This window comes from Pseudomonas protegens CHA0 (assembly GCF_000397205.1).
Taxonomy (GTDB): domain Bacteria; phylum Pseudomonadota; class Gammaproteobacteria; order Pseudomonadales; family Pseudomonadaceae; genus Aquipseudomonas; species Aquipseudomonas protegens.
On the sequence record NC_021237.1, the window covers coordinates 667,925 to 692,963 of the forward strand.

17 protein-coding genes and 2 tRNA genes are annotated in these 25,039 nt (G+C 62.9%); 15 read left to right on the top strand and 4 right to left on the bottom strand.

The genetic code is table 11. The features are described 5' to 3' along the window. The first annotated feature begins 6 nt into the window (after positions 1-6). Both PFLCHA0_RS02890 and PFLCHA0_RS02895 read left to right on the top strand, forming a co-directional pair. Positions 7-1,299, top strand: a complete 1,293-nt coding sequence (locus PFLCHA0_RS02890) for an adenylosuccinate synthase (RefSeq protein WP_011058943.1) — start codon at positions 7-9, stop codon at positions 1,297-1,299. A 139-nt stretch (positions 1,300-1,438) separates the two neighbouring features. Then, complete coding sequence (locus tag PFLCHA0_RS02895) at positions 1,439-3,373, top strand: methyl-accepting chemotaxis protein (protein ID WP_011058944.1); 1,935 nt, start codon at positions 1,439-1,441, stop codon at positions 3,371-3,373. Positions 3,374-3,430: 57 nt separating this feature from the next. On the opposite strand, the gene PFLCHA0_RS02900 is transcribed toward PFLCHA0_RS02895, so the two are convergent. From PFLCHA0_RS02900 to PFLCHA0_RS02915, 4 genes are all read right to left on the bottom strand, one after another. After that, the gene (locus PFLCHA0_RS02900) at positions 3,431-4,996 is read right to left on the bottom strand and encodes an ABC transporter permease (protein ID WP_011058945.1); all 1,566 of its coding nucleotides are present in this window, start codon (positions 4,994-4,996) and stop codon (positions 3,431-3,433) included. Further along, positions 4,996-6,021, bottom strand: a complete 1,026-nt coding sequence (locus tag PFLCHA0_RS02905; RefSeq protein ID WP_015633940.1) for an extracellular solute-binding protein — start codon at positions 6,019-6,021, stop codon at positions 4,996-4,998. Before PFLCHA0_RS02905 ends, PFLCHA0_RS02900 begins: the two co-directional genes overlap by 1 nt. 185 nt (positions 6,022-6,206) lie before the next feature. Further along, a tRNA-Leu gene (locus PFLCHA0_RS02910) sits at positions 6,207-6,293 on the bottom strand. A gap of 165 nt (positions 6,294-6,458) precedes the next feature. Then, a tRNA-Leu gene (locus tag PFLCHA0_RS02915) sits at positions 6,459-6,545 on the bottom strand. A 226-nt stretch (positions 6,546-6,771) separates the two neighbouring features. Here PFLCHA0_RS02915 and rnr point away from each other — a divergent pair. The 13 genes from rnr to PFLCHA0_RS02985 all read left to right on the top strand — a co-directional run bounded on the left by rnr (position 6,772) and on the right by PFLCHA0_RS02985 (position 24,973). Next, positions 6,772-9,399 (top strand): ribonuclease R, encoded by a 2,628-nt coding sequence (gene rnr, locus PFLCHA0_RS02920; RefSeq protein ID WP_015633941.1) that lies wholly within the window; start codon positions 6,772-6,774, stop codon positions 9,397-9,399. Next, positions 9,396-10,163: a 23S rRNA (guanosine(2251)-2'-O)-methyltransferase RlmB gene (rlmB, locus tag PFLCHA0_RS02925; RefSeq protein ID WP_015633942.1), complete on the top strand. Its 768-nt coding sequence runs from the start codon at positions 9,396-9,398 to the stop codon at positions 10,161-10,163. The genes rnr and rlmB overlap by 4 nt, the downstream gene beginning before the upstream one ends. A 250-nt stretch (positions 10,164-10,413) precedes the next feature. Then, complete coding sequence (gene rpsF, locus PFLCHA0_RS02935) at positions 10,414-10,839, top strand: 30S ribosomal protein S6 (RefSeq protein ID WP_011058949.1); 426 nt, start codon at positions 10,414-10,416, stop codon at positions 10,837-10,839. A gap of 28 nt (positions 10,840-10,867) precedes the next feature. Further along, complete coding sequence (rpsR, locus tag PFLCHA0_RS02940) at positions 10,868-11,098, top strand: 30S ribosomal protein S18 (protein WP_002551829.1); 231 nt, start codon at positions 10,868-10,870, stop codon at positions 11,096-11,098. A gap of 36 nt (positions 11,099-11,134) precedes the next feature. Then, a complete protein-coding gene (locus PFLCHA0_RS02945; RefSeq protein WP_011058950.1) occupies positions 11,135-12,034 on the top strand; it encodes a hypothetical protein in 900 nt (299 codons plus the stop codon). Between the two features lie 21 nt (positions 12,035-12,055). Continuing rightward, entirely contained in the window at positions 12,056-12,502 is a 447-nt protein-coding gene (gene rplI / locus PFLCHA0_RS02950; RefSeq protein WP_007921484.1) for a 50S ribosomal protein L9, read from the top strand. Positions 12,503-12,626: 124 nt separating this feature from the next. Then, complete coding sequence (gene dnaB / locus PFLCHA0_RS02955) at positions 12,627-14,024, top strand: replicative DNA helicase (protein ID WP_011058951.1); 1,398 nt, start codon at positions 12,627-12,629, stop codon at positions 14,022-14,024. A 180-nt stretch (positions 14,025-14,204) separates the two neighbouring features. Next, complete coding sequence (locus PFLCHA0_RS02960) at positions 14,205-16,502, top strand: YgiQ family radical SAM protein (RefSeq protein ID WP_011058952.1); 2,298 nt, start codon at positions 14,205-14,207, stop codon at positions 16,500-16,502. A gap of 172 nt (positions 16,503-16,674) precedes the next feature. Continuing rightward, entirely contained in the window at positions 16,675-17,616 is a 942-nt protein-coding gene (locus PFLCHA0_RS02965) for an NAD synthetase (protein ID WP_186355319.1), read from the top strand. Continuing rightward, the gene (locus PFLCHA0_RS02970) at positions 17,613-18,062 is read left to right on the top strand and encodes a hypothetical protein (RefSeq protein ID WP_011058954.1); all 450 of its coding nucleotides are present in this window, start codon (positions 17,613-17,615) and stop codon (positions 18,060-18,062) included. Before PFLCHA0_RS02965 ends, PFLCHA0_RS02970 begins: the two co-directional genes overlap by 4 nt. 171 nt (positions 18,063-18,233) lie before the next feature. Then, positions 18,234-21,509: a transglutaminase family protein gene (locus PFLCHA0_RS02975; RefSeq protein ID WP_041751927.1), complete on the top strand. Its 3,276-nt coding sequence runs from the start codon at positions 18,234-18,236 to the stop codon at positions 21,507-21,509. An 87-nt stretch (positions 21,510-21,596) separates the two neighbouring features. Further along, positions 21,597-24,083, top strand: a complete 2,487-nt coding sequence (locus tag PFLCHA0_RS02980) for a circularly permuted type 2 ATP-grasp protein (protein ID WP_015633945.1) — start codon at positions 21,597-21,599, stop codon at positions 24,081-24,083. Then, the gene (locus PFLCHA0_RS02985; protein ID WP_011058957.1) at positions 24,083-24,973 is read left to right on the top strand and encodes a transglutaminase family protein; all 891 of its coding nucleotides are present in this window, start codon (positions 24,083-24,085) and stop codon (positions 24,971-24,973) included. Before PFLCHA0_RS02980 ends, PFLCHA0_RS02985 begins: the two co-directional genes overlap by 1 nt. The last annotated feature ends 66 nt before the right edge of the window (positions 24,974-25,039 follow it).

Sequence of the window (25,039 nt, forward strand, 5' to 3'; positions counted from 1 at the left end):
AGTGTTATGGGTAAGAATGTCGTAGTCCTGGGCACCCAATGGGGTGATGAGGGCAAAGGCAAGATCGTTGATCTGCTGACCGAACATGCCGCCGCCGTAGTGCGCTACCAAGGTGGCCACAACGCTGGCCACACCCTGGTGATCGACGGTGAGAAGACCGTCCTGCACCTGATTCCGTCCGGTGTGCTGCGCGAAGGCGTGCAGTGCCTGATCGGTAACGGTGTGGTGGTAGCTCCGGATGCCTTGATGCGTGAAATCGTCAAGCTGGAAGAGAAGGGTGTGCCGGTGCGCGAGCGCCTGCGTATCAGCCCGTCCTGCCCGCTGATCCTGTCCTATCACGTGGCCCTGGACCAGGCCCGCGAGAAAGCCCGTGGCGAGCAGAAGATCGGTACCACCGGCCGCGGCATCGGCCCGGCTTACGAAGACAAGGTTGCACGTCGTGGCCTGCGCATCGGCGATCTGTTCCACCGCGAGCGTTTCGCCGCCAAGCTGGGCGAGCTGCTGGACTACCACAACTTCGTTCTGGTGAATTACTACAAAGAGCCGGCCATCGACTTCCAGAAGACCCTGGACGAGTGCATGGAGTACGCCGAACTGCTCAAGCCGATGATGCTCGACGTGACTGCCGAGCTGCACCAGCTGCGCCGCGCCGGCAAGGACATCATGTTCGAAGGCGCCCAGGGTTCGTTGCTGGACATCGACCACGGCACCTACCCGTACGTCACCAGCTCCAACACCACTGCTGGTGGTATCGCCACCGGTTCGGGCGTGGGTCCGATGTACCTGGACTACATCCTGGGCATCACCAAGGCCTATACCACTCGCGTAGGCTCGGGCCCGTTCCCGACCGAGCTGTTCGACGACATCGGCGCTTTCCTGGCCAAGCGTGGTCATGAGTTCGGCGCCACCACCGGCCGCGCTCGTCGCTGCGGCTGGTTCGATGCCGTGATCCTGCGTCGCGCCATCGACGTCAACAGCATCTCGGGCCTGTGCCTGACCAAGCTGGACGTTCTGGACGGCCTGGAAACCATCAATATCTGTGTCGGCTACAAGAACCAGGATGGTGCAGTCATCGACGCGCCAACCGACGCCGACAGCTACATCGGCCTGGAGCCGGTGTACGAGCAGATGCCGGGCTGGAGCGAGTCGACTCTGGGTGCCAAGACCCTGGAAGAGCTGCCTGCCGCCGCCCAGGCCTACATCAAGCGCATCGAAGAGTTGGTCGGCGCGCCGATCGACATTATTTCGACAGGCCCGGACCGCAACGAGACCATCGTTCTGCGTCATCCGTTCGCTTGATAAGTCGTTGATGTAAAAAACAAAGGGCCCTTAATCGGGCCCTTTGTCGTTTCTGCCTGCCACGCGGCACGACCCTTGCTGTGAAATCCACTTCTAGAGTGCCATCAGAATAATGGCGTCAAAAGTAGAGGGATTTCCTGTGTCGGCCGTTCTCTCACTGTTACAAAGCCGTTTACTACGGCCTGTGTTCGTTACTCTCGGTATCGCCCTTTTGGTGCAAGTGCTGGTAGCGGTTGCCCTGACTCGGAGCACAGTGACTGCCCTCGAGGCGGATCTGGCTTCGCGCCTGGGCGGCGACAGCCAGAAATTGGCTGGCGAGCTCGAGCAGGCGGGCAAAGAAGTCACCTCCAGTCTGGAGAGTCTTTCCAGCAGTACCCGCCAACGCCTCACGGCCGGCCTGTCTTCGCGTCTCAAGGAAGAACAGGTACAGCTGCGTGCAGCGCTGGAGAAGGACCTGAAGGACTCTGCCAATGACATGGCTCAGTTGCTGGCCTCCGTGGCGCCTCGCGCCATGTGGGACAGTGATGTGCCGACCTTGTCCGAGTTCGCCCGACGGGCTCAGCGCAACCCCAATGTGTTGTTCGTGGTTTATGACGATGCGGCGGGAGAGCACCTGACCCGCTACCTGAATCGTGAAAACCCGATCAACAAGGCGCTGCTGGAAAAGGGCAAGGGCGACCGGGCGCTGGACAAAGTCCTGGATGCAGCGAAGAACGATCCTTCGGTGTACTACCTTGAAGCCTCGATCAATCCCAATGGCGTGGAAATCGGCAAGGTGCTGATGGGAGTCTCCACCGCGTCGGTGGAGGCCGATATCGCCGCCCTGGATCAGCGTTTCAGTGCCTTGATTGCCAGCAGCGATCAGTTGGTTGGCGACAGCCTCAAGGGAGCTTCTGCCGACAGCTCGGCGGCCATGCGCTCGCGCTTGCAGTCGGCCCAGGGTACGGCGGCACAGATGCAGGCCAATACCGCGAGCACGGTGCAGGAGGCGGCGGCCACCTTGCGCTGGCAGATCGGCGTCGGCCTGGCGCTGGTTGGCCTGGCCCTGCTGCTGTTGCTGGCAGTGGTGCTGGGGCGTCGCGTGGTGAGCAAGCTGCATTTGCTGATCGCTGCGCTCAATGACCTGGCAGCGGGCGAAGGTGACCTGACCAAGCGTGTGCCGCTCAACAGCAATGATGAGATTGGCGACATGGCCTCGGCGGTGAATCGCTTTGTGGATAAGTTGCAGCCCATCGTGCGGGAAGCGGGGGATGTGGCCCAGCGCACAGGCGTCGAGATCGGCGCCATGAGCCAGCGTAATGCCGGGGCTGATGCCGCAGCCGAAGCGCAGCGTGATGAGGTGGCAGAGAGCCTGCGGGCGTTGTCGCAGATGGCCGATGAAGCCCAGGCGGAAAGCCAGGCGATGCAGGCCGCACTGCAGCAGGTGGTGGAGATTCGTCAGGCGACGGACGAGACTACCCGCACCTCCGAGCAGGTCGGCAGCCTGATCGAGGCGCTGGCGGGGCAAGTGGATACCGGGGCCAAGGTGATCGAGCGCCTGGCCCAGCAGAGCGAGCAGATCGAGGTGGTGCTGACGGTGATCCATGGCATTGCCGAGCAAACCAACCTGCTGGCATTGAACGCTGCGATCGAGGCCGCGCGCGCCGGCGAGACCGGGCGCGGATTTGCCGTGGTGGCGGATGAGGTACGGGCCCTGGCCAGCAAGACGCAAAGCTCCACTGGCGATATCCAGGCTCATATCGGTGCCCTGCAGCAGGGGGCGCGGGAGGCCGTAGCGGCTATCGGTCAGGCCGGGCGTCAGGCCAGCGAGGGCTTGCTGGTGCTGCGCGACAGTGCTCGCCTGCAACAATCGGTGCAGTCTTCGGTAGAGCAGGTGCACGCCGCGATTGGCCTGGCCACCCAGGCTGCGGCCCATCAGGCGCAGGGCGCGCAGGCGGTGCGTGGGCGGGTGGAAACCATCCATGCCCAGGCCGAGCGAGCGGCTCAGGCCGTGGTAGAAACCACCGCCAGCGGCAAGGTACTGGACAGCCTGGCGGCGCAGCTCAAGGCCAGCCTCGGTCAGTTCCGCGCCTGATGCCTGGCCGGCAAGCTGGCTCCTGCCACCTTACTGCAGGAGCCGGCTTGCCACCTCTCAGCGACTCAAATACATCCGCGTTGTCAGCAGATAGACCGGTAGCCCTGACACCAGTATCAACAGCGCCGCATAAGGTGCCGCCGCTGCAAACTCCACATTCGCCGTATGCGCCCACACTTCTGTGGCCAGGGTGTTGAGCCCGGTTGGGCTGAGCAGCAGGGTCGCTGTCAGTTCCTTCATCGCATCCAGAAAGACCAGGGCGAAAGCCGCGCCCAGCGCCGGGAAGATGATCGGCAGGGTCACTCGGCAAAAGGCGCTGAACGACGATGCGCCGAGGGTTCTTGCTGCTTCTTCCAGCTGTGGCGCGGCCTTGTTCAGCGCGGTGCGGATCGGCGCCTGGGCCAGGGGCAGGAACAGCAGGGCATAGGCAATCAGCAGCAGCGCCGAGGTCTGGTACAGCACCGGCACATAGTGCAGCGCGAAATACACCAGGGTCAGGGCGATCACCAGCCCTGGCAGGGCATGCAGCAGATAGGGCAGGCGCTCTGCCCAGATGGCCAGGCGCCCCTTGTAGCGCACCACCAGCAGGCCCACCGGCACTGCCAGCACCAGGCACAGGCCGGCGCCGCCCAGGGACAGGGCCAGTGAAGACAGCAATGCTTCGCTGATTGCCGCGACGGGGAAGGCTGCCGATGAACCGACGGCCAGCCAATAGGCAAGCATGCCCAGGGGGACACCGCTGCCGATCAGCGCCAGCATCAGGCAGTAAAGCTGTCCGCCGATGCTCCAGCGCCCCAGGCGTACCTGTTCGGCGTGCCTGGCTGCGCCCTGGCCGGTGCGTACATGGCGGCCCTTGCCACGGACGCGCAGTTCCAGCCCCAGCAGCAGCAGGCACAGCGCCAGCAACACGGCCGACAGCATGGCGGCGTTGGCATTGCTGAACTCCAGCTCGAATTGCTGGTAGATGGCGGTGGTGAAGGTCTGCAGGCCGATGATCGACAGGGCGCCGAACTCCACCAGCATATGCAGGGCAATCAGCAGCGAGCCGGCCAGCAATGAAGGCCAGAGCAAGGGCAGGGTTATCTTGAAGAACACGCCCCAGCGATTTTGCCCCAGGGTCCGCGCCGATTCCTCCAGGGAGGGGTCGAGATTACGCAGGGTGGCCGCCACCGGCAGGAACACCAGCGGGTATTTGGACAGGGTCATCACCAGGATCGCGCCGCCCAGTCCTTCGAACCCGGCGCTCAGGGATACCCAAGTGAAGCTGCTGACAAAGGCCGGTACGGCGAAGGGCAAGCACAGCACCACGCCCCAGATCCGCCTTCCCGGCAAATCGCTGCGTTCCAGCAGCCAGGCCAGGGACAGGCCGAGCACGGCGCAGGCAAGGGTCACGCCGAGCATCAGCAGCAGGGTATTGCTCAGCAGGCGCAACACATAGGGGCGCCACAGCAGGTGCAGGGCTTCAGCCCAGCCGGCCTGCCAGGCCTTGAGGCCGACATATAACAGTGGCAACAGGCTCAGGCAGACCAGTAGCAGGACTGGCAGCAGTAGCCAGATCGAAGGCCGCTTGCGCCTCGGCACGAAGGTGGTGCGCAAGGCGGAAGCGGATGGCGATGGATTCATCAGTTCAGGCCGACGTCACGTTCCAGGTCCAGGGCTTCCTCGGCATTGCCGAGATCGGCTGGGGTCACCTTCGGGGCTTCCAGTTCATTGAAGGGCTTGAGTCCACGATCGGACTGCATGCCTTTATGCAGCGGGTACTCGGCCGTGGTCTGGGTAATCACCCGCTGGCCTTCTTCGCTGGCCATGTAGGCCAGAAGCTGCTGGGCCTCTTTCGGATGCTTGCTGGACTTGAGTACGGCTGCGCTGGACACGGTGATCAGGCCGCCGACGTCGCCGCCCGTGAAGTAGTGCAGTTTTGAGTCGAGCTGGCCTTTTTCCCGTTGCAGGGCAAACCAGTAGTAGTTGTTCACCAGGACCGTGGCCACTTCGCCGTTTTCCACGGCTTTGAGGGCCACCATGTTGTTGCTGTAGACCTTGCCGAAAGCCCGCAGGCCGGTCAGCCATTCTTCGGCAGCATCCCTGCCGTGCATCTTGATGATGGCCACGGCCTGTTCCTGGAAGGCGCCACTGGTGGGCACGAAGCCAACCTTGCCTTGCCACTGCGGCTGGGAGAATTCCATCACCGACTTGGGCAGGTCTTTTTCGTCGATCAGTTTCGGGTTGAAGGCGACGACTCGTACGCGCGCGGTGACACCGATCCAGGTGCCGTTGCCCGCAACATATTCCTTGGGCAGTACGGCCAGGGTCGTGGTGTCGGTCTGGGCCAGCAGGCCCTGCTCGCCGAGTTTGTTCAGGGGAGGGGATTCTTCGGTGTGGATCACATCAGCGGGGGAGCGGTCGCCTTCTTCGACAACCTGGCTGGCCAGTTGATTGCTGCTGCCCTTGCGGACATTCACATGGATGCCGGTCTTGGCTTCGAAAGCCTTGGCTACCGCGTCGCCGACTTCCTTGTGCTGACCGTTGTACAGGGTCAGGGAAACCGGATCGGCTGCCTGGGTGAAGGGGGATGCCAGGGTCAGCCCCAGCAAAGTGATGGTCAAGCCACGCAGAAGGGATGTTGGAAGGAGGGTATTTCTGAACATCATTCGCAGGTTTCCTCACTGTAGTGCCGCAAAAACTTGTAACAATCATAAACGATATCGTTTCTCATGTGCGCTTTGCGGATGCGGAGGAAGGCGATGGCGCGGGGAAATATCAGGGGGCAGAAACGCAAAAACCCGCTTTCGCGGGTTTTTGTGAGACTTGAAAGCGATGCTCTCAAGTTTTGAATTGGTGCCCAGAAGAAGACTCGAACTTCCACGACCTTGCGGTCACCAGCACCTGAAGCTGGCGTGTCTACCAATTTCACCATCTGGGCAGTATCGACGTCGTCGCCGTGTCGATGGAGCGCACTATACGGACAGCGTTTTGATCTGTAAACCCCTGTTTTGGTTTTATTAAATCAAACACTTAGAATGCAAAAACCCGCTTTCGCGGGTTTTTGTTCGAGCCTTGAAACTGATCTAATCTCAAGCTCTTGAATTGGTGCCCAGAAGAAGACTCGAACTTCCACGGCCTTGCGGCCACCAGCACCTGAAGCTGGCGTGTCTACCAATTTCACCATCTGGGCAGTATCGCTGACGTCTCCGTCGTCGATGGCGCGCACTATACGGAGGCTCTTTTGAGCTGTAAACCCCAGATTTCAAAAAAGTTTGAAAAAAGTCTCCGGCGGTATGCGTGACGATGTTTCTGAGGCGATGGCGAGGATTATTCCCAGGTTGTCTGAGCCTGAAATTTCCCGTTTCAATACGCGTATGCCAAACTAACCCGCATATAGACAAGGTGAAATTTATCTAATGGCCGATTGGCAGTCCCTCGATCCCGAGGCCGCTCGTGAAGCGGAAAAATACGAAAACCCTATTCCTAGCCGCGAACTCATCCTTCAGCACCTTGCTGACCGGGGTTCGCCTGCTAGTCGCGAGCAGTTGGTCGAAGAGTTCGGTCTGACCACGGAAGACCAGCTGGAAGCCCTGCGCCGCCGCCTGCGCGCCATGGAGCGCGACGCTCAACTGATCTATACCCGCCGCGGCACCTATGCGCCGGTGGACAAGCTCGACCTGATTCTCGGCCGTATCAGCGGTCACCGCGACGGCTTCGGCTTCCTGGTGCCGGATGACGGTAGCGACGACCTGTTCATGAGCCCGGCGCAAATGCGCCTGGTATTCGATGGCGACCGCGCCCTGGCCCGGGTTTCCGGCCTGGATCGCCGCGGCCGTCGCGAAGGCGTGATCGTCGAAGTGGTGTCCCGTGCCCATGAAAGCATCGTCGGTCGCTACTTCGAAGAAGGTGGCATCGGTTTCGTGGTGGCAGACAACCCGAAGATCCAGCAGGAAGTGCTGGTAACGCCGGGGCGCAATGCCAATGCCAAGATCGGTCAGTTCGTCGAAGTGAAGATCACTCACTGGCCGACGCCGCGCTTCCAGCCGCAAGGTGATGTGGTGGAAGTGGTGGGCAACTACATGGCACCGGGCATGGAAATCGACGTTGCCCTGCGCACCTACGATATTCCTCATGTCTGGCCAGAGGCGGTGCTCAAGGAAGCCGGCAAGCTCAAGCCCGAAGTGGAAGAGAAGGACAAAGAGAAGCGCATCGATCTGCGTGATCTGCCTTTCGTCACCATCGACGGCGAAGACGCCCGCGACTTCGACGACGCTGTTTTCTGCGAAGCCAAGCCCGGCAAGCTGCGCCTGTTTGGTGGTGGCTGGAAGCTGTATGTGGCGATTGCCGACGTCTCCAGTTACGTGAAGATCGGTTCGGCTCTGGATGCCGAAGCCCAGGTGCGCGGCAACTCGGTCTACTTCCCCGAGCGGGTGATCCCGATGCTGCCCGAGCAACTGTCCAACGGCCTGTGCTCGCTGAACCCGAAAGTCGATCGCCTGGCCATGGTTTGCGAGATGACCATCTCCAAGTCCGGCGAGATGACCGATTACCAGTTCTACGAAGCGGTGATCCACTCCAAGGCGCGTCTGACCTACAACAAGGTCAGCACCATGCTCGAGCAGCCGAAAACCAGCGAAGCCAAGCAGTTGCGCGGTGAATACGGCGATGTCCTGCCGCACCTGAAGCAGCTGTATGCGCTGTACAAGGTCTTGCTGGGGGCTCGTCATACCCGGGGCGCCATCGACTTCGAGACCCAGGAAACCCGGATCATCTTCGGTTCCGAGCGCAAGATCGCCGAAATTCGTCCGACTACACGCAATGATGCGCACAAGCTGATCGAGGAATGCATGCTGGCGGCCAACGTGGCCACCGCCGAGTTCCTCAAGAAGCACGAGATTCCGGCCCTGTACCGGGTGCACGATGGTCCGCCGCCGGAGCGTCTGGAAAAACTGCGCGCCTTCCTCGGCGAGCTGGGCCTGTCCCTGCATAAGGGCAAGGATGGCCCGACGCCGAAGGACTACCAGGCATTGCTGGAAACCATCAAGGACCGTCCGGATTACCACCTGATCCAGACCGTGATGCTGCGCTCCCTGAGCCAGGCGGTGTACAGCGCTGATAACCAGGGTCACTTCGGTCTGAATTACGAAGCCTATACCCACTTCACCTCGCCGATCCGTCGCTACCCGGACCTGTTGACCCATCGGGCCATCCGCAGCGTCATCCACTCCAAGCAGGACACGCCGCACGTGCGTCGCGCCGGGGCGATGACCATTCCGAAGGCGCGTATCTATCCGTACGACGAAGCGACCCTGGAGCAGCTCGGCGAGCAGTGCTCGATGAGCGAGCGTCGTGCCGATGAGGCTACGCGGGACGTAGTGAATTGGCTCAAGTGCGAGTTCATGAAGGATCGTGTGGGCGAGTCCTTCCCGGGTGTGATCACCGCGGTGACCGGTTTCGGCCTGTTCGTCGAGTTGACCGACATCTACGTCGAGGGCCTGGTGCACGTCACCGCCTTGCCGGGGGACTACTACCACTTCGACCCTGTGCATCACCGCCTGGCGGGCGAACGCACCGGTCGCAGCTTCCGCCTGGGCGATACTGTGGAAGTGCGGGTCATGCGCGTCGACCTGGACGAGCGCAAGATCGATTTCGAAATGGCCGAGAAGACCATCAACGCACCGATCGGCCGCAAGAAGCGTGGCGCCGCGGACGTACCTGCCAGCAAGGTCGTGGAAGAGCCGGCTCCAGCCAAGGCGGGGCGTCGCAGCTCCGCCAAGGAAAAGGCGGTCGAGGCTTATCGTCCAAGCGACGCTGCAGCGAAAAACGCCGAAGTGCGCAAAAGCCGTGAAATGAAGCGGGCGCTGCTGGCCGAAGCCAAGGGCGGTGGTAAAGCGACGTCTGCGGGAAAGTCCGGTAAGCCGGCGCCCTCGCGCGCTGGCGAAAAGCCCGCCAAGCCGAGCAAACATCGTAAAGGTCCGCCCAAGGCGGGCTCCGCTTCCGGCGCTAAAAGCGGCGGGGCGCGCAAACCTAAGGCCAAGTCATGAGTCAGTTGGAAAAGATCTACGGCGTGCATGCCGTAGAAGCGTTGCTGCGTCACCATCCCAAGCGGGTCAAGCAGATCTGGTTGGCTGAAGGGCGCAGTGATCCACGGGTTCAGGTGCTGGTGGACCTGGCTGCGCAGAACCGTGTTTCGGTTGGCCAGGCCGAGCGTCGTGAGATGGACGCATGGGTTGAAGGCGTGCACCAGGGCGTAGTGGCGGAAGTCAGCCCGAGCCAGGTGTGGGGCGAGGCCATGCTCGACGAGCTGCTGGACCGTACCGAAGGCGCGCCGTTGCTGCTGGTGCTGGACGGTGTGACCGACCCGCACAACCTCGGGGCCTGCCTGCGTACTGCCGATGCGGCCGGTGCCCTGGCAGTGCTGGTGCCCAAGGACAAGTCGGCGACCCTGACTCCGACCGTGCGCAAAGTGGCGTGCGGCGCCGCCGAAGTGATTCCGCTGGTAGCCGTGACCAACCTGGCCCGCACCCTGGAGAAGCTCCAGCAGCGTGGGCTGTGGATCGTCGGCACCGCCGGCGAGGCCGAACAGGAACTGTACGACCAGGACCTGACCGGCCCGACCATCATCATCATGGGGGCCGAAGGCAAGGGCATGCGTCGCCTGACCCGCGAGCACTGCGACTACCTGGTACGCCTGCCGATGGCCGGCAGCGTCAGCAGCCTCAACGTCTCCGTGGCCACTGGCGTGTGCCTGTTCGAAGCCATGCGCCAGCGCGGTGCCAAGGCCAAGGCCGGCGCCAAGAAAGCCTGACCCGCAGTTGCAGGAGCCGGCTTGCCGGCGAGGCGCGTGCTGCCGTCCATCGTCGGCACGCCGGCTCCCGCAGGTGGTTGTTCAAATAATCACCAATTGCCTTGCGCCGCTGTTCCCCCTTCTCTACAATTGCGCCCCTTGCCGTGACGGCAGGCGCATATGTGCCTACTACCAGGCAAGACACACCAGTGTCATTCACTCCTTGTCTGACCGCTTATAGGCGGCAGGCTACAACCCGTAAGGAGCATTCATGCGTCATTACGAAATCATCTTTTTGGTCCACCCGGATCAAAGCGAGCAAGTCGGCGGCATGGTTGAGCGTTACACCAAGCTGATCGAAGAAGACGGCGGCAAAATCCACCGTCTGGAAGACTGGGGCCGTCGTCAACTGGCCTACGCAATCAACAATGTTCACAAGGCTCACTACGTGATGCTGAACGTTGAGTGCACCGGTAAAGCCCTGGCTGAGCTGGAAGACAACTTCCGTTACAACGATGCTGTGATCCGTAACCTGGTCATCCGTCGCGAAGAAGCCATCACTGGCCAATCCGAGATGCTCAAGGCTGAAGAAAACCGCAGTGAGCGCCGTGAGCGTCGTGACCGTCCTGAGCATGCTGACAGCGCCGATGGCGATGACAGCGACAACAGCGACGCCAGCGATAACGCTGACGAGTAATCCACGGACCTTTTGAGGAGCCAATTACATGGCACGTTTCTTCCGTCGTCGTAAATTCTGCCGCTTCACCGCTGAAGACGTGAAAGAGATCGATTACAAAGATCTCAACACTCTGAAAGCCTACGTATCCGAGACCGGCAAAATCGTTCCAAGCCGCATCACCGGTACCAAAGCTCGTTATCAGCGTCAGCTGGCCACCGCTATCAAGCGCGCCCGCTTCCTGGCCCTGCTGGCCTACACCGACAGCCACGGCCGCTGAGATCGGGCAGTCGACAAGTAGTAAGGGATTGAATGCATGCGCGCCTTAGCTGAGTTCATCATGCGCGGTCGTATGCAGGCCACTCTGGTAGTGGCTGGCTGTTCGGCATTGCCGTTGTTGTATTGGTTGGGTGCTGCCGCCGGGAGCCTGGTGCTTCTGCGGCGCGGATTGAAGGATGCCCTTGGCGTCCTCGCTCTGGGAGTGCTGCCAGCTTTGCTCTGGTGGCTGACGTTCGATGACCCGCGGGCACTTTTGGTGCTGCTGGGTTCTTCGAGTCTTGCGTTGGTTTTGCGCGCAAGCGAGTCCTGGAGCCGCGTGCTGCTGGTCAGCATAGCGATGGGGTTGGTGTTTGCTGGAGTCCTGGGTGCGGCTTTCCGCCCTCAGATCGAAGCGCTGTCACAGGAATTGATAAAAATCCTGCCGATGGCCTTGGGTGAGGTCTACCAGCAGCTATCGGTTGAAGAGCGAGCTCGTCTTGCCACGCTGATTGCACCGATCCTGACCGGCCTGATAGCGGCCCTGTTGCAAGCCATCAGCGTGCTGAGCCTGATTCTTGGGCGTTACTGGCAGGCTGTGTTGTATAACCCGGGTGGTTTTGGTCGCGAGTTTCGCGCCATCAGAATCCCTCTTGGGCCAGCGATGTTGCTGCTGGCGTGCATGCTGGTGGGGCCGAACTTCGGACCTCAACTGGCCATGCTGACGCCGATGTGCAGTGTCCCGCTGGCTTTTGCCGGGCTGGCCCTGATTCACGGGCTGGTGGCACAAGGGCGACTGGCCAGGTTCTGGCTGGTGGGGTTGTACGTCACGCTGTTGCCGTTCATGCAACTGATCTATCCGTTGCTCGTGGTCCTGGCCATTGTCGACAGTCTGGTTGATTTTCGCGGTCGTTTGGCGCCGAAAGACGCTGATAACGGCTCTGCGAACGGTGAAGGTTAAAAGTTAAGAGGTTATTACCAAATGGAACTGATCCTGCTGGAAAAAATCGCCAACCTGGGCAACCTGGGCGATAAGGTAAACGTTAAGGCTGGTTACGGCCGTAACTACCTGCTGCCTTTCGGCAAAGCCACCGCTGCTACCGCTGCCAACCTGGCTGCGTTCGAAGCGCGTCGTGCCGAGCTGGAAAAACTGGCTGCAGAGAAGAAGGCTTCTGCCGAAACTCGCGCTGCGCAACTGGCTGAGCTGGAAGTGACCATCACTGCCACCGCCGGTGACGAAGGCAAGCTGTTCGGTTCGATCGGCACCCACGACATCGCTGATGCACTGACCGCCTCGGGCGTTGAAGTGGCAAAAAGCGAAGTTCGTCTGCCGAACGGCACCATCCGCAACGTAGGTGAATTCGACGTAGCCGTGCACCTGCACGCTGAAGTTGAAGCAACCGTACGCGTTGTCGTGGTGGCTGCTTAAGCAGTACCAAATCGTCTGGCACCTTGTGTGGCTGACGGTTAACATCGGGCACGATCCTGTTTACAGGTCGTGCCCTTTGTCTTTCTGCTGATCCTGATTTTCATCCCCCGAATTCCAAGTGGCCATGAACGATATCTCCGCTCCCGAGCAATACGATCTGCAAACCGCTGCCCTGAAGGTGCCGCCGCACTCCATCGAGGCCGAACAGGCCGTGCTCGGTGGTCTGATGCTGGACAACAACGCCTGGGAACGCGTGTTGGATCAAGTGTCCGACGGCGATTTCTACCGGCATGACCACCGTTTGATCTTCCGCGCCATCGCCAAGCTGGCCGACCAGAACATGCCCATCGACGTGGTCACCCTGTCCGAGCAACTGGACAAGGAAGGCCAGACTTCGCAGGTCGGCGGCCTGGGCTACCTGGGTGAACTGGCGAAGAACACTCCGTCGGTGGCCAACATCAAGGCCTATGCGCAGATCGTTCGCCAGCGGGCCACCCTGCGTCAGCTGATCGGCATCAGCACCGAGATCGCCGACAGTGCCTTCAACCCGGAAGGGCGCACCGCCGAAGAGATTCTCGACGAGGCCGAGCGGCAGATCTTCCAGATCGCCGAAGCGCGGCCCAAGACCGGCGGCCCGGTGGGGGTCAACGAACTGCTGACCAAGGCCATCGACCGCATCGATACCCTGTTCAACACGGACAACGCCATCACCGGCCTGTCCACCGGCTATACCGATCTCGACGAGAAGACCAGCGGCCTGCAGCCGGCCGACTTGATCATCGTCGCCGGCCGTCCGTCCATGGGTAAGACCACCTTCGCCATGAACCTGGTGGAGAACGCGGTACTGCGCAGCGACAAGGCGGTGCTGGTGTACTCCCTGGAGATGCCAGGTGAATCGCTGATCATGCGTATGCTCTCCTCCCTGGGCCGCATCGACCAGACCAAGGTCCGTTCCGGCCAGCTGGAAGACGACGACTGGCCACGCCTGACCTCGGCGGTCAACCTGCTCAACGACCGCAAGCTGTTCATCGACGACACCGCGGGCATCAGCCCCTCGGAGATGCGTGCGCGGACCCGGCGCCTGGTGCGTGAGCACGGCGATATCGCCATGATCATGATCGACTACCTGCAGCTCATGCAGATTCCAGGCTCCAGCGGCGACAACCGGACCAACGAGATTTCCGAGATTTCCCGGTCCCTGAAGGCCCTGGCCAAGGAGTTCAACTGCCCGGTAGTGGCCCTGTCCCAGCTCAACCGCTCCCTGGAACAACGTCCCAACAAGCGCCCGGTGAACTCCGACTTGCGGGAATCCGGAGCGATCGAGCAGGACGCCGACGTGATCATGTTCGTCTACCGGGACGAGGTGTATCACCCGGAAACCGAGCACAAGGGCATTGCCGAGATCATCATCGGCAAGCAGCGGAACGGCCCCATCGGCTTTATCCGCCTGGCGTTCATCGGCAAGTACACCCGCTTCGAGAACCTCGCCCCGGGCAGCTACAACTTCGACGACGACGAATAACCCGCCCGTTCGCCGGCCATCCGCCTGCCGGCGCCTGTAGGAGCCGGCTCGCCGGCGAATCGGCTGCACCGAATTCCGACCATAACGGTCGGAATTGGTTATTTTTTGTGCTATATTCCGCGCCCGCGAATTTCCCTGTGAATCAACGCGTCCCTATCCAAGCCAACACCGGTCATCGACATGCAAGCAGCCAAGCCGTTATTTGACTATCCCAAGTACTGGGCCGAATGTTTCGGGCCAGCACCATTCCTGCCCATGAGCAGGGAGGAGATGGATCAGCTCGGCTGGGATTCCTGCGACATCATCATCGTCACCGGTGATGCCTACGTCGATCACCCGTCGTTCGGCATGGCGATCATCGGCCGGCTGCTGGAGTCCCAGGGCTTTCGCGTCGGGATCATCGCCCAGCCCAACTGGCAGTCCAAAGACGACTTCATGAAGCTCGGCGAGCCGAACCTGTTCTTCGGTGTCGCCGCCGGCAACATGGACTCGATGATCAACCGCTACACCGCCGACAAGAAAATCCGCTCCGACGACGCCTACACCCCCGGTGGCCTGGCGGGCAAACGCCCGGATCGTGCGAGCCTGGTCTACAGCCAGCGCTGCAAAGAAGCCTACAAGCACGTGCCCATCGTTCTCGGCGGCATTGAGGCGTCCCTGCGCCGCATCGCCCACTACGACTACTGGCAGGACCGGGTGCGCAACTCGATCCTGATCGACGCCAGCGCCGATATCCTGCTCTACGGCAACGCCGAGCGAGCCATTGTCGAAGTGGCCCAGCGCCTGTCCTACGGCCACAAGATCGAAGACATCACCGACGTGCGCGGCACCGCCTTCATCCGCCGCGACACGCCCAAGGACTGGTACGAAGTGGACTCCACCCGTATCGACCGCCCGGGCAAGATCGACAAGATCATCAACCCCTACGTCAATACCCAGGACACCCAGGCCTGCGCCATCGAGCAGGAAAAGGGCCCGGTGGACGATCCCCAGGAAGCCAAGGTGGTGCAGATCCTTGCCAGCCCGCGCATGACCCGGGACAAGACCGTGATCCGCCTGCCGTCCATGGAGAAGGTGCGCAACGACCCGGTGCTGTACGCCCACGCCAACCGTGTGCTGCACCTGGAAACCAACCCGGGCAACGCCCGCGCCCTGGTGCAGAAGCATGGCGAAGTGGACGTGTGGTTCAACCCGCCGCCCATTCCCATGACCACCGAGGAAATGGACTACGTGTTCGGCATGCCTTATCAGCGCATTCCGCACCCGGCCTATGGCAAGGAAAAGATCCCGGCCTACGACATGATCCGTTTCTCGGTGAACATCATGCGCGGCTGCTTCGGCGGTTGTACTTTCTGCTCCATCACCGAGCACGAAGGGCGGATCATCCAGAACCGTTCCGAAGAGTCGATCATTCGCGAGATCGAAGAAATTCGCGACAAGGTTCCAGGTTTTACCGGGGTCATTTCCGACCTCGGCGGCCCGACCGCGAACATGTACCGCATCGCCTGCAAGAGCCCGGAAATCGAATCCGCGTGCCGCAAGCCGTCCTGCGTGTTCCCGGGCATCTGTCCGAACCTGAACACCGACCATTCGTCGCTGATCCAGCTGTATCGCAGCGCCCGTGCCTTGCCCGGGGTGAAGAAGATCCTCATCGCCTCCGGCCTGCGCTATGACCTGGCGGTCGAGTCGCCGGAGTACGTCAAGGAGCTGGTGACCCACCACGTGGGCGGCTACTTGAAGATCGCCCCGGAACACACCGAGGAAGGTCCGCTCAATCAGATGATGAAGCCGGGCATTGGTACCTACGACCGCTTCAAGCGGATGTTCGAGAAATACTCCAAGGAAGCGGGCAAGGAGCAGTACCTGATTCCGTACTTCATCGCCGCCCACCCGGGCACCACCGATGAAGACATGATGAACCTGGCCCTGTGGCTCAAGGGCAATGGCTTTCGCGCGGACCAGGTACAGGCGTTCTACCCGTCGCCTATGGCCACCGCCACGGCCATGTACCACTCGGGCAAGAACCCGCTGCGCAAGGTCACCTACAAGAGCGACGGCGTGACCATCGTCAAGAGCGAGGAGCAGCGCCGCCTGCACAAGGCGTTCCTGCGCTACCACGATCCGAAGGGCTGGCCGATGCTGCGCGAGGCTCTGCTGCGCATGGGCCGTGGCGACCTGATCGGTCCGGGCAAGAACCAGCTGATTCCGACCCACCAGCCGGCTACCGACAGCTACCAGAGTGCCCGTCGCAAGAATTCGACACCGGCCGGCAGCCACAAGGTGGCCAAGGAAACCAAGATCCTTACCCAGCACACCGGGCTGCCTCCTCGCGGCAGCGACGGCGGCAATGCCTGGGACAAGCGCGAACAGGCCAAGGCTGCGGCGTTTGCCCGCAACAAGCAGGCGGCCAAGGAGCGCGCCGATGCGGCCAAGGGCAAAGGCAAGAAGCCGACCCGCAAGCCGGTAGTGCCGCGCTAAACCCCACAAAACGCCAGCCACCGAGCTGGCGTTTTGCTTTTATGGAGATCGATTTTTTTACCGGCGGGCGAGCAACAAACGGTCAGGGCTTTGTTAAGGTTGCCGGGCTTGCATTGCCGCGATGCCTGGCTGGCTCATGGCTATCAGGCAGATTCACATCGTCAGACCAAGGATGAACCGCGTGACCAGCCCACTAGACGGAGTGATCAGGGACCTCAGCCTGACCCAGGTTCTTGCCCGCCAACGGATCGAAAGCCAGATCAACCTGCCGCGTCTGTTTGCCGCCATCGACACCGATCCCTCGATTGCCGGTGCCGGGGTGGTGTACATCGATGCCGACTTCAATGTCGTGACCCTGCGCGAATTCAGGCCGATCTGCAGCATCGTGCCCAAGCGGGTGATCTTGCGCGAGGCCAAGCGCTACATCGCGCCCCAGCAGTTCGTCGACCAGGTGAAGAACAACCCGCGCGAATCGCGGCTGGCCACTGAATCCTTCAACACCACCCTGGCCTGCACGGCCGCAGTGATCGGCTGGCTGGTGGTGTTCAGCGGCAGCATCGCCGTGCCCTTCACCGCCGGTGCCAGTGTCTGGGTGGTAGCGCTTGGGGCCTCGGCGGCGATGGCCGGCACCGCTCAGTGCGTGATTGGCGGCGCGCGGGTGATCAACGAGATCCAGGACCCGGCGGCCAACGATCGCATGGACGATGCCGAGTGGTACAACATAGTCACGCCGATTCTCGATGGCATTTCCCTGGTGGGTGTCGGCGGTTCGGCGCTGACCACGCTCAGGCTGCTCAAGGCCAGCAAGGCGGCGAACACCGGCAAAAGCTGGATGCAGTTGCTCAAGGGGCTCAACCGCCAGGAACGGGCCAAGCTGACCAAGGAACTGTTGACCCTGCGGGACCCGAGCCTGACCTCCAAGCTGCTGAAGCTGCAACAGCGTGCCGGTGCGTTGCCCAGGCGCTATTCGTCGACGCAGATCCGCCACGCCACCCTGACCCAGATGCAGGATGCTCTGGGCGCTGCCCTGAGTACCAGCGGGAGTATCAGCTCCGGCAATCTTGGCCAGGTGAAAACCCTTGCGGTGGGGCTCTACGAGGAGTTCGACGAGTGATAGATGGCGGCCGCATGAGAGACTTCCTGGTACGTTATTTCCCGACCTTCATGCTCACCGTGCTGCTGGGCTGCTTCAGTGCCTCGCTCCTGCTGTCCCTGGCCGGCACCACTTATTGGCGCGCCATGGCACCGCCCCAGCGCGACGAATACCTGCTGTTTGGCCTGTTGGTACTGATCCCGCTGCTGGTGCTGGGCAACCTGCTGATAGTGCGTGGCATTTCCCGCGCGGTATGGTTGGTGGCCGGCTACTTTGTCGCCTGCCTGCTTGGGGTGGTGCCGATGTTTCAGTATCACCCGCACCAGGGGGTGTACCTGTTCGGCGTGTTGCTGCCGCTGCTCGGGCTGTTGCTGCTCAACAGCAAGCGGCACCGGGAAATGCGCGAACGGCTGCTGCAGATCCGCCAGCAGCGCCAGCGCTTCAAGCAGCAGCGCAAGCGCGGCTGATTCGTCGCCTGCCTTCTGGCGCATTTATGTGCAATTGCCTGCACCGGGATGCATCGATTGCGCGGTTTTGGTGCTGTACTGCCCAGGGTCGCTGAACAACCCCATGGACTTGCGCGCTGGCATAAGTCTTGCGCAGGTTCTCCCACCGTTCAGGCTCGCAGGAGGCACGCCGTGTCGATTCATGTCGCATTGCACCATGTCACGCACTATCGCTACGACCGCGCCGTCGAACTGGGCCCGCAGATCGTTCGCCTGCGCCCGGCGGCCCACAGCCGCACGCGAATTCTCTCCTATGCGCTGAAGGTCCAGCCCGAGCAGCATTTCATCAATTGGCAGCAGGACCCGCAGGGCAATTACCTGGCGCGCCTGGTGTTCCCGGAAAAAACCAGCGAGCTGCGGATCGAAGTCGACCTGCTGGCGGAAATGGCGGTGTTCAACCCGTTCGATTTCTTCCTCGAGCCCTACGCCGAGCAGATTCCCTTCGCTTATGCCGCCGATGAACAGCGCGAGCTGGCGCCCTACCTGGAAACCCTGCCCCTGACGCCGAGGTTCCAGGCTTACCTGGACGCCATTTCGCGCTCACCGCTGCCGGCGGTGGATTTCCTGGTGGGCCTGAACCAGCGGTTGAGTGCCGACATCGCCTACCTGATCCGCATGGAGCCCGGGGTGCAGACTCCGGAGCAGACCCTGCTCAACGCCTCCGGCTCCTGCCGGGACTCGGCCTGGCTGCTGGTGCAATTGCTGCGCAACCTGGGGTTGGCGGCGCGCTTTGTCTCCGGCTACCTGATCCAGCTGACGGCGGACGTCAAATCCCTGGATGGCCCCTCCGGCACCGAGGTGGACTTCACCGACCTGCATGCCTGGTGCGAGGTGTACCTGCCGGGCGCCGGCTGGATCGGCCTGGATGCCACGTCCGGGCTGTTCGCCGGGGAAGGGCATATTCCCCTGGCCTGCAGCCCCGACCCCTCTTCAGCAGCGCCCATCACCGGGCTGGTGGAGCCCTGCGAATGCGAATTCAGCCATGAGATGAGTGTGGAGCGCATCTGGGAAGCGCCCCGGGTGACCAAGCCCTACACCGATGAGCAATGGCTGGCGATCCAGGCCCTGGGCCGGCAGATCGATGTCGACCTGCTGGAGGCGGATGTGCGCCTGACCATGGGTGGCGAACCGACTTTCGTCGCCATCGACGATCCCGATGGCCCGGAGTGGAACACGGCAGCCCTGGGGGCGAACAAGCGCCGCCTGGCCGGCGAGCTGTTCCAGCGCCTGCGCCAGCACTATGCACCCCAGGGCCTGGTGCACTTCGGCCAGGGCAAGTGGTACCCGGGAGAGCAACTGCCGCGCTGGTCGCTGAATTGCCACTGGCGTCGCGACGGTGTACCGGTGTGGCGCAACAACGCGTTGATTGCCGACGAGCATGAAGATTACGCCGCCGATGCGCTGTTGGCCGGACGTTTTCTGGCCAGTGTCGCCGAGCGTCTGAAGCTGCCTGCGCGTTTTGTGTTTCCCGCCTACGAGGACAATTTCTACTACCTGTGGCGCGAAGGCAGCCTGCCGCTGAATGTCAGCGCCGAGGATTCGCGGCTGGAGGATGCCCTGGAGCGGCAGCGCCTGCGCAAGGTTTTCAGCCAGGGGCTGGACAAGGTCATCGGCCAGGTCCTGCCCTTGGCCCGTACCGCCAAGGGCGACCAGTGGCAGAGCGGGCGCTGGTACCTGCGCGATAACCATTGCCGGCTGGTACCGGGTGATTCGCCCCTGGGCTATCGCTTGCCCCTGGCGTCCCAGCCATGGGTGACGGCGGCGGAGTATCCGTTCATTCACGCCACCGATCCGAACCAGGATTTTCCCGAACTGGCGGGCGCGGCTCAGCTGGCAGCGATTGATGAGCCGGCAGTGGCGGACGAGCGGGTGCCCCAGGTGGACGAGTCCGCCGACTGGCTGACCCGTACCGCGCTCTGCGCCGAGGCGCGCGAGGGGCGGTTGTACCTGTTCATGCCGCCCCTGGAGCGTCTGGAGGATTACCTGCAACTGGTCAGCGTGATCGAGGCCACGGCCGAGGAGCTGCGCTGCCCGGTCTTGCTGGAGGGCTACGAGCCGCCGGCGGACCCGCGCTTGTGCAACTTCCGGGTGACCCCGGACCCGGGGGTGATTGAAGTCAACGTGCAGCCCTCGGTCAGTTGGGACGAGTTGGTGGAGCGCACCGAGTTTCTCTATGAGCAGGCCCGGCAGACGCGCCTGACCAGCGAGAAGTTCATGATCGATGGGCGCCACACCGGCACCGGTGGCGGCAACCATTTTGTCCTTGGCGGAGCCACCCCGGCCGACTCGCCGTTCCTGCGGCGCCCCGACCTGCTGCGCAGCCTGATCAGTTACTGGCACAACCACCCGTCGCTGTCCTACCTGTTTTCCGGGTTGTTCATCGGCCCCACGTCCCAGGCACCGAGGGTCGACGAGGCACGCAATGACGCGCTGTACGAGCTGGAGATTGCCTTCGCGCAGATGCCGGCTCCCGGCCAGGAGTGCGCGCCCTGGTTGGTGGACCGCCTGCTGCGCAACCTGTTGATCGATGTCACCGGCAACACCCATCGCGCCGAGTTCTGCATCGATAAGCTGTATTCGCCGGATGGCGCCACTGGGCGCCTTGGCCTGCTGGAGCTGCGGGCCTTTGAAATGCCGCCCCATGCGCGCATGAGCCTGGCCCAGCAGTTGCTGCTGCGGGCGCTGGTGGCGCGCTTCTGGCGCGAGCCTTACGCACCGGCCCGATTGGCGCGCTGGGGCACCGAACTGCACGATCGTTTTCTGTTGCCGCACTTTATCGAACAGGATTTCGCTGATGTGTTGGTAGAGCTGAATGCCGCCGGCTACCCGCTGCGGGCCGAATGGTTTGCCGCGCACCTGGAGTTCCGCTTTCCCAAGGTCGGCGATTACGCCGTCAGTGGCATCGAGCTGGAACTGCGCCAGGCCCTGGAGCCCTGGCATGTGCTGGGGGAGGAGGGCGCGGCGGGCGGCACGGTGCGTTATGTCGACTCTTCCCTGGAGCGCCTGCAGGTCAAGGTCGGCGGCCTGGAACCCGAGCGCCACGTGCTGACCTGCAATGGCGTGGCGCTGCCCCTGCATCCCACTGGGCGGGTCGGCGAGTTTGTCGCCGGGGTACGTTACCGCGCCTGGCAGCCGGCCAATTGCCTGCAACCCACTATCCCGGTGCATGCACCGCTGGTGTTCGACCTGCTCGATACCTGGATGCAGCGCTCCCTGGGCGGCTGCCAATACCATGTGGCCCACCCCGGCGGGCGTAATTACGACAGCCTGCCGGTGAATGCCAACGAGGCGGAAAGCCGGCGCATGGCGCGCTTCTTCCGCCTTGGCCATAGCCCGGGAAGCCTGGAGGTGCCGCCAGTGGTGATCAATGCCGAGTTGCCGCTGACCCTGGATTTGCGACGCTTCTAATCCACCTGCGACGCCTGTGAGATAGCCATATCCGGGCGTCATGGCGGTGCGTTAATCTGACTTTCCCTGCCGTCTGCCGAGTGTTCCATGCCTGACTTGCTAGACCGTTACCCGCTGACGGCGGGTACCTACCACGAGTTGCTGGATGACCAGGGCCAGGTCCGGGCGCACTGGCAGCGGCTGCTGGAACAGTTGCAGCGCAGCAGCCCCGGTCAACTGGCCCAGCGCCAGGCGCTGCTGACCCGGCAGATCCACGAGAACGGCGTCACCTACAACGTCTATGCCGACCCCAAGGGCGCCGACCGGCCCTGGGAACTGGACCTGTTGCCCCATGTGATCGCAGCGGATGAATGGCAGTTGCTGTCCACCGGAATCGCCCAGCGCGCTCGCCTGCTCAATGCCGTGCTGGCGGACCTGTATGGCCCGCAGCGGTTGATCCGCGAAGGGCTGTTGCCGGCGGAACTGGTGTTCGGCCACAACAATTTCCTCTGGCCATGCCAGGGCATCTGCCCGCCGGAACAGACCTTCCTGCACCTGTATGCCGTGGACCTGGCACGCAGCCCGGACGGGCGCTGGTGGGTCACCGCCGACCGTACCCAGGCGCCCTCCGGAGCCGGCTATGCCCTGGAGAACCGCATGAGCGTGTCCCGGGCGTTCCCCGACCTGTACCGCGACCTGCAAGTGCAGCACCTGGCCGGGTTCTTCCGCACCCTGCAGGAAACCCTGGCCCGCCAGGCACCCCGGGACAGCGAAGCGCCGCTGGTGGTGCTGCTGACGCCAGGGCGGTTCAACGAGAGCTATTTCGAGCACCTGTACCTGGCGCGACAGCTTGGCTACCCGCTGGTGGAGGGCGGCGACCTGACCGTGCGTGATGCCACGGTGTACCTCAAGACTCTCAGCGGCCTGCGCCGGGTGCACGCCATCATGCGTCGCCTGGACGACGATTTCTGCGATCCGCTGGAGTTGCGCACCGACTCGGCCCTGGGGGTTCCCGGGCTGCTGGACGCGGTGCGCCAGGGCCGGGTGCTGGTGGCCAACGCCCTGGGCAGCGGGGTGCTGGAGTCCCCCGGCCTGCTGGGCTTCCTGCCGAAGATCAGCCAGTTTCTGCTGGGCGAGGAACTGCTTCTGCCGTCCATCGCTACCTGGTGGTGCGGCGAGGCCCCGGTGCTGCAGCAGGCCCTGGAAAAACTCCCGGATCTGCTGGTCAAGCCGGCCTTCGCCTCCCAGAGCTTCACCCCGGTGCTGGGTCGCGACCTGGACCCCGAGCAACGCCGGCAATTGGCTGAGCGCATGCGGGCGCGGCCCTATGCCTATGTCGCCCAGGAATTGCCGCAACTGTCCCAGGCGCCGGTCTGGCAGGCCGAGAACGGGCAGCTGCAGCCCCGTGCCATCGGCATGCGGGTGTACGCGGTGGCCAGCGAGGACGGCTACCGGGTGCTGCCCGGAGGCCTGACCCGGGTCGCTGCCCAGGCCGGTGCCGAAGTGGTGTCGATGCAGCGCGGTGGCGCCAGCAAGGACACCTGGGTGCTGGGGGAGCGGGCGCCCAGCGGCGAGCAGTGGAAGGCCCAGCGCACCATCGGCGTGTATGACCTGGTGCGCCGCGATCCCTACCTGCCGTCGCGGGTGGTGGAAAACCTGTTCTGGTTCGGCCGTTATTGCGAGCGCTGTGACGACAGTGCGCGGCTGCTGCGGATCATGCTGGCGCGCTATGTCGACGGCGATGACCCTCAAGCCTTGCTGGCCGCGGTGGACCTGGGAGAAAGCCTGATGCTGCTGCCGGATGAGGGCGAGCTGCCCGAGCGCCTGCTGGCGGCCCTGTTGGGTGAGGACTGGTCCTTCAGCCTGCGCTCCAACCTGCAACGCTTGCAGTGGGCGGCTTCCCAGGTACGCGGCAAGCTGTCCCGGGAAAACTGGCAGGCCCTGGTGGAGCTGCAGCGCGAGGCCCAGGAGCTGGACACTCCGGAGCCGGATTTCGCCGAACTGCTGGATTTTCTCAACCGCCTGGTGATGTCCCTGGCGGCGCTCTCCGGGTTCGCCCTGGACGACATGACCCGCGACGAAGGCTGGCGCTTCCTGATGATTGGCCGGCGCATCGAGCGCCTGCAGTTCCTCAGCAGCAGCCTCGCGGCCTTCCTGCGGGGCACCGCGGCCTTCGACCAGGCCGGCCTGGACTGGCTGCTGGAGCTGGGTAACAGCAGCATCACCTACCGGTCGCGCTACCTGGCGGTGGCGCAGTTGATTCCGGTCCTCGACCTGTTGCTGCTGGATGAACAGAACCCCCACGCCGTGTTGTTCCAGCTCAAGCTGGTGACCCGCACCCTCAAGCGCCTCAACGATGATTTCGGCGTGCCCCGCGAGCTGGCGCTGCCGCGGCTGGTGGAGCGCCTGGCGCATTTCGACCTGGGCTGCCTGGAGAACTCGCTGTTCGGCGAGGTCAGTGTGCGCGCCGCAGTGGAGGGCCTGGCGGACCTGCTGCAGGAGATCGCCGAGGTCAGCGGGCAGGTTTCGGACCGCCTGGCGCTGCGGCATTTCGCCCATGTGGATGATGTCAGCCAGCAAACGGTGTCGGTCTGATGAGCGCGCGCTACCAGGTGTTCCACGACACCCACTACCGCTACGACAGCCCGGTGTCCCTGGCCCAGCAACTGGCGCACCTGTGGCCCCGGGCCTGTGCCTGGCAACTGTGCAGCGAGCGGCAATTGCTGATCAGCCCCGACCCTACCAGCCGTCGTGACGAGCAGGATGTATTCGGCAACCCGCTGACCCGCCTGGCCTTCGAGCGGCCCCATGACGAATTGCTGGTCAATGCCCAGCTCAGTGTCGAGGTGCTGGAGCGGCCGGCGCTGGATTTTGCCGCGTCACTGCCCTGGGATGCCGCCCGCGGCGCCCTGACCTACAGCGGCCAGCCCTTGTCCGAGGCGTTGCTGGAAGCCTGTCGCTACCGTTTCGAATCGCCTTATGTGCATCTGAAGCAGAGTTTTGTCGAGTTCTGCGCCAGTTGCTTCGTACCGGGGCGGCCGCTGTTGCAGGGCGCCCAGGCGTTGATGGAGAAGATCTTCAGTGAGTTCACTTTCGACGCCGAAGCCACCCAGGTGGCGACGCCGCTGGTGGAGGTGCTGGAACGTCGGCGCGGGGTGTGCCAGGACTTCGCCCACCTGATGCTGGCCTGCCTGCGCTCGCGAGGGCTGGCGGCGCGCTATGTCAGTGGCTACCTGCTGACCCAGCCACCGCCGGGGCAGCCGCGGCTGATCGGCGCCGATGCTTCCCATGCCTGGGTTTCAGTGTTTTGCCCGGTGCTGGGCTGGGTGGATTTCGACCCGACCAACAACGTGCAGCCGGCGCTGGAGCACATCACCCTGGCCTGGGGCCGGGATTTTTCCGATGTGTCGCCGTTGCGTGGGGTGATTCTGGGAGGGGGCAGCCATGACCCGGATGTTCGGGTCACCGTCATGCCCCTGGCATGACACTGCCATCTCCGACCTTGCAGGAGCCGGCTTGCCAGCGATGGGGCCTGCGGATATTGCGTAGGG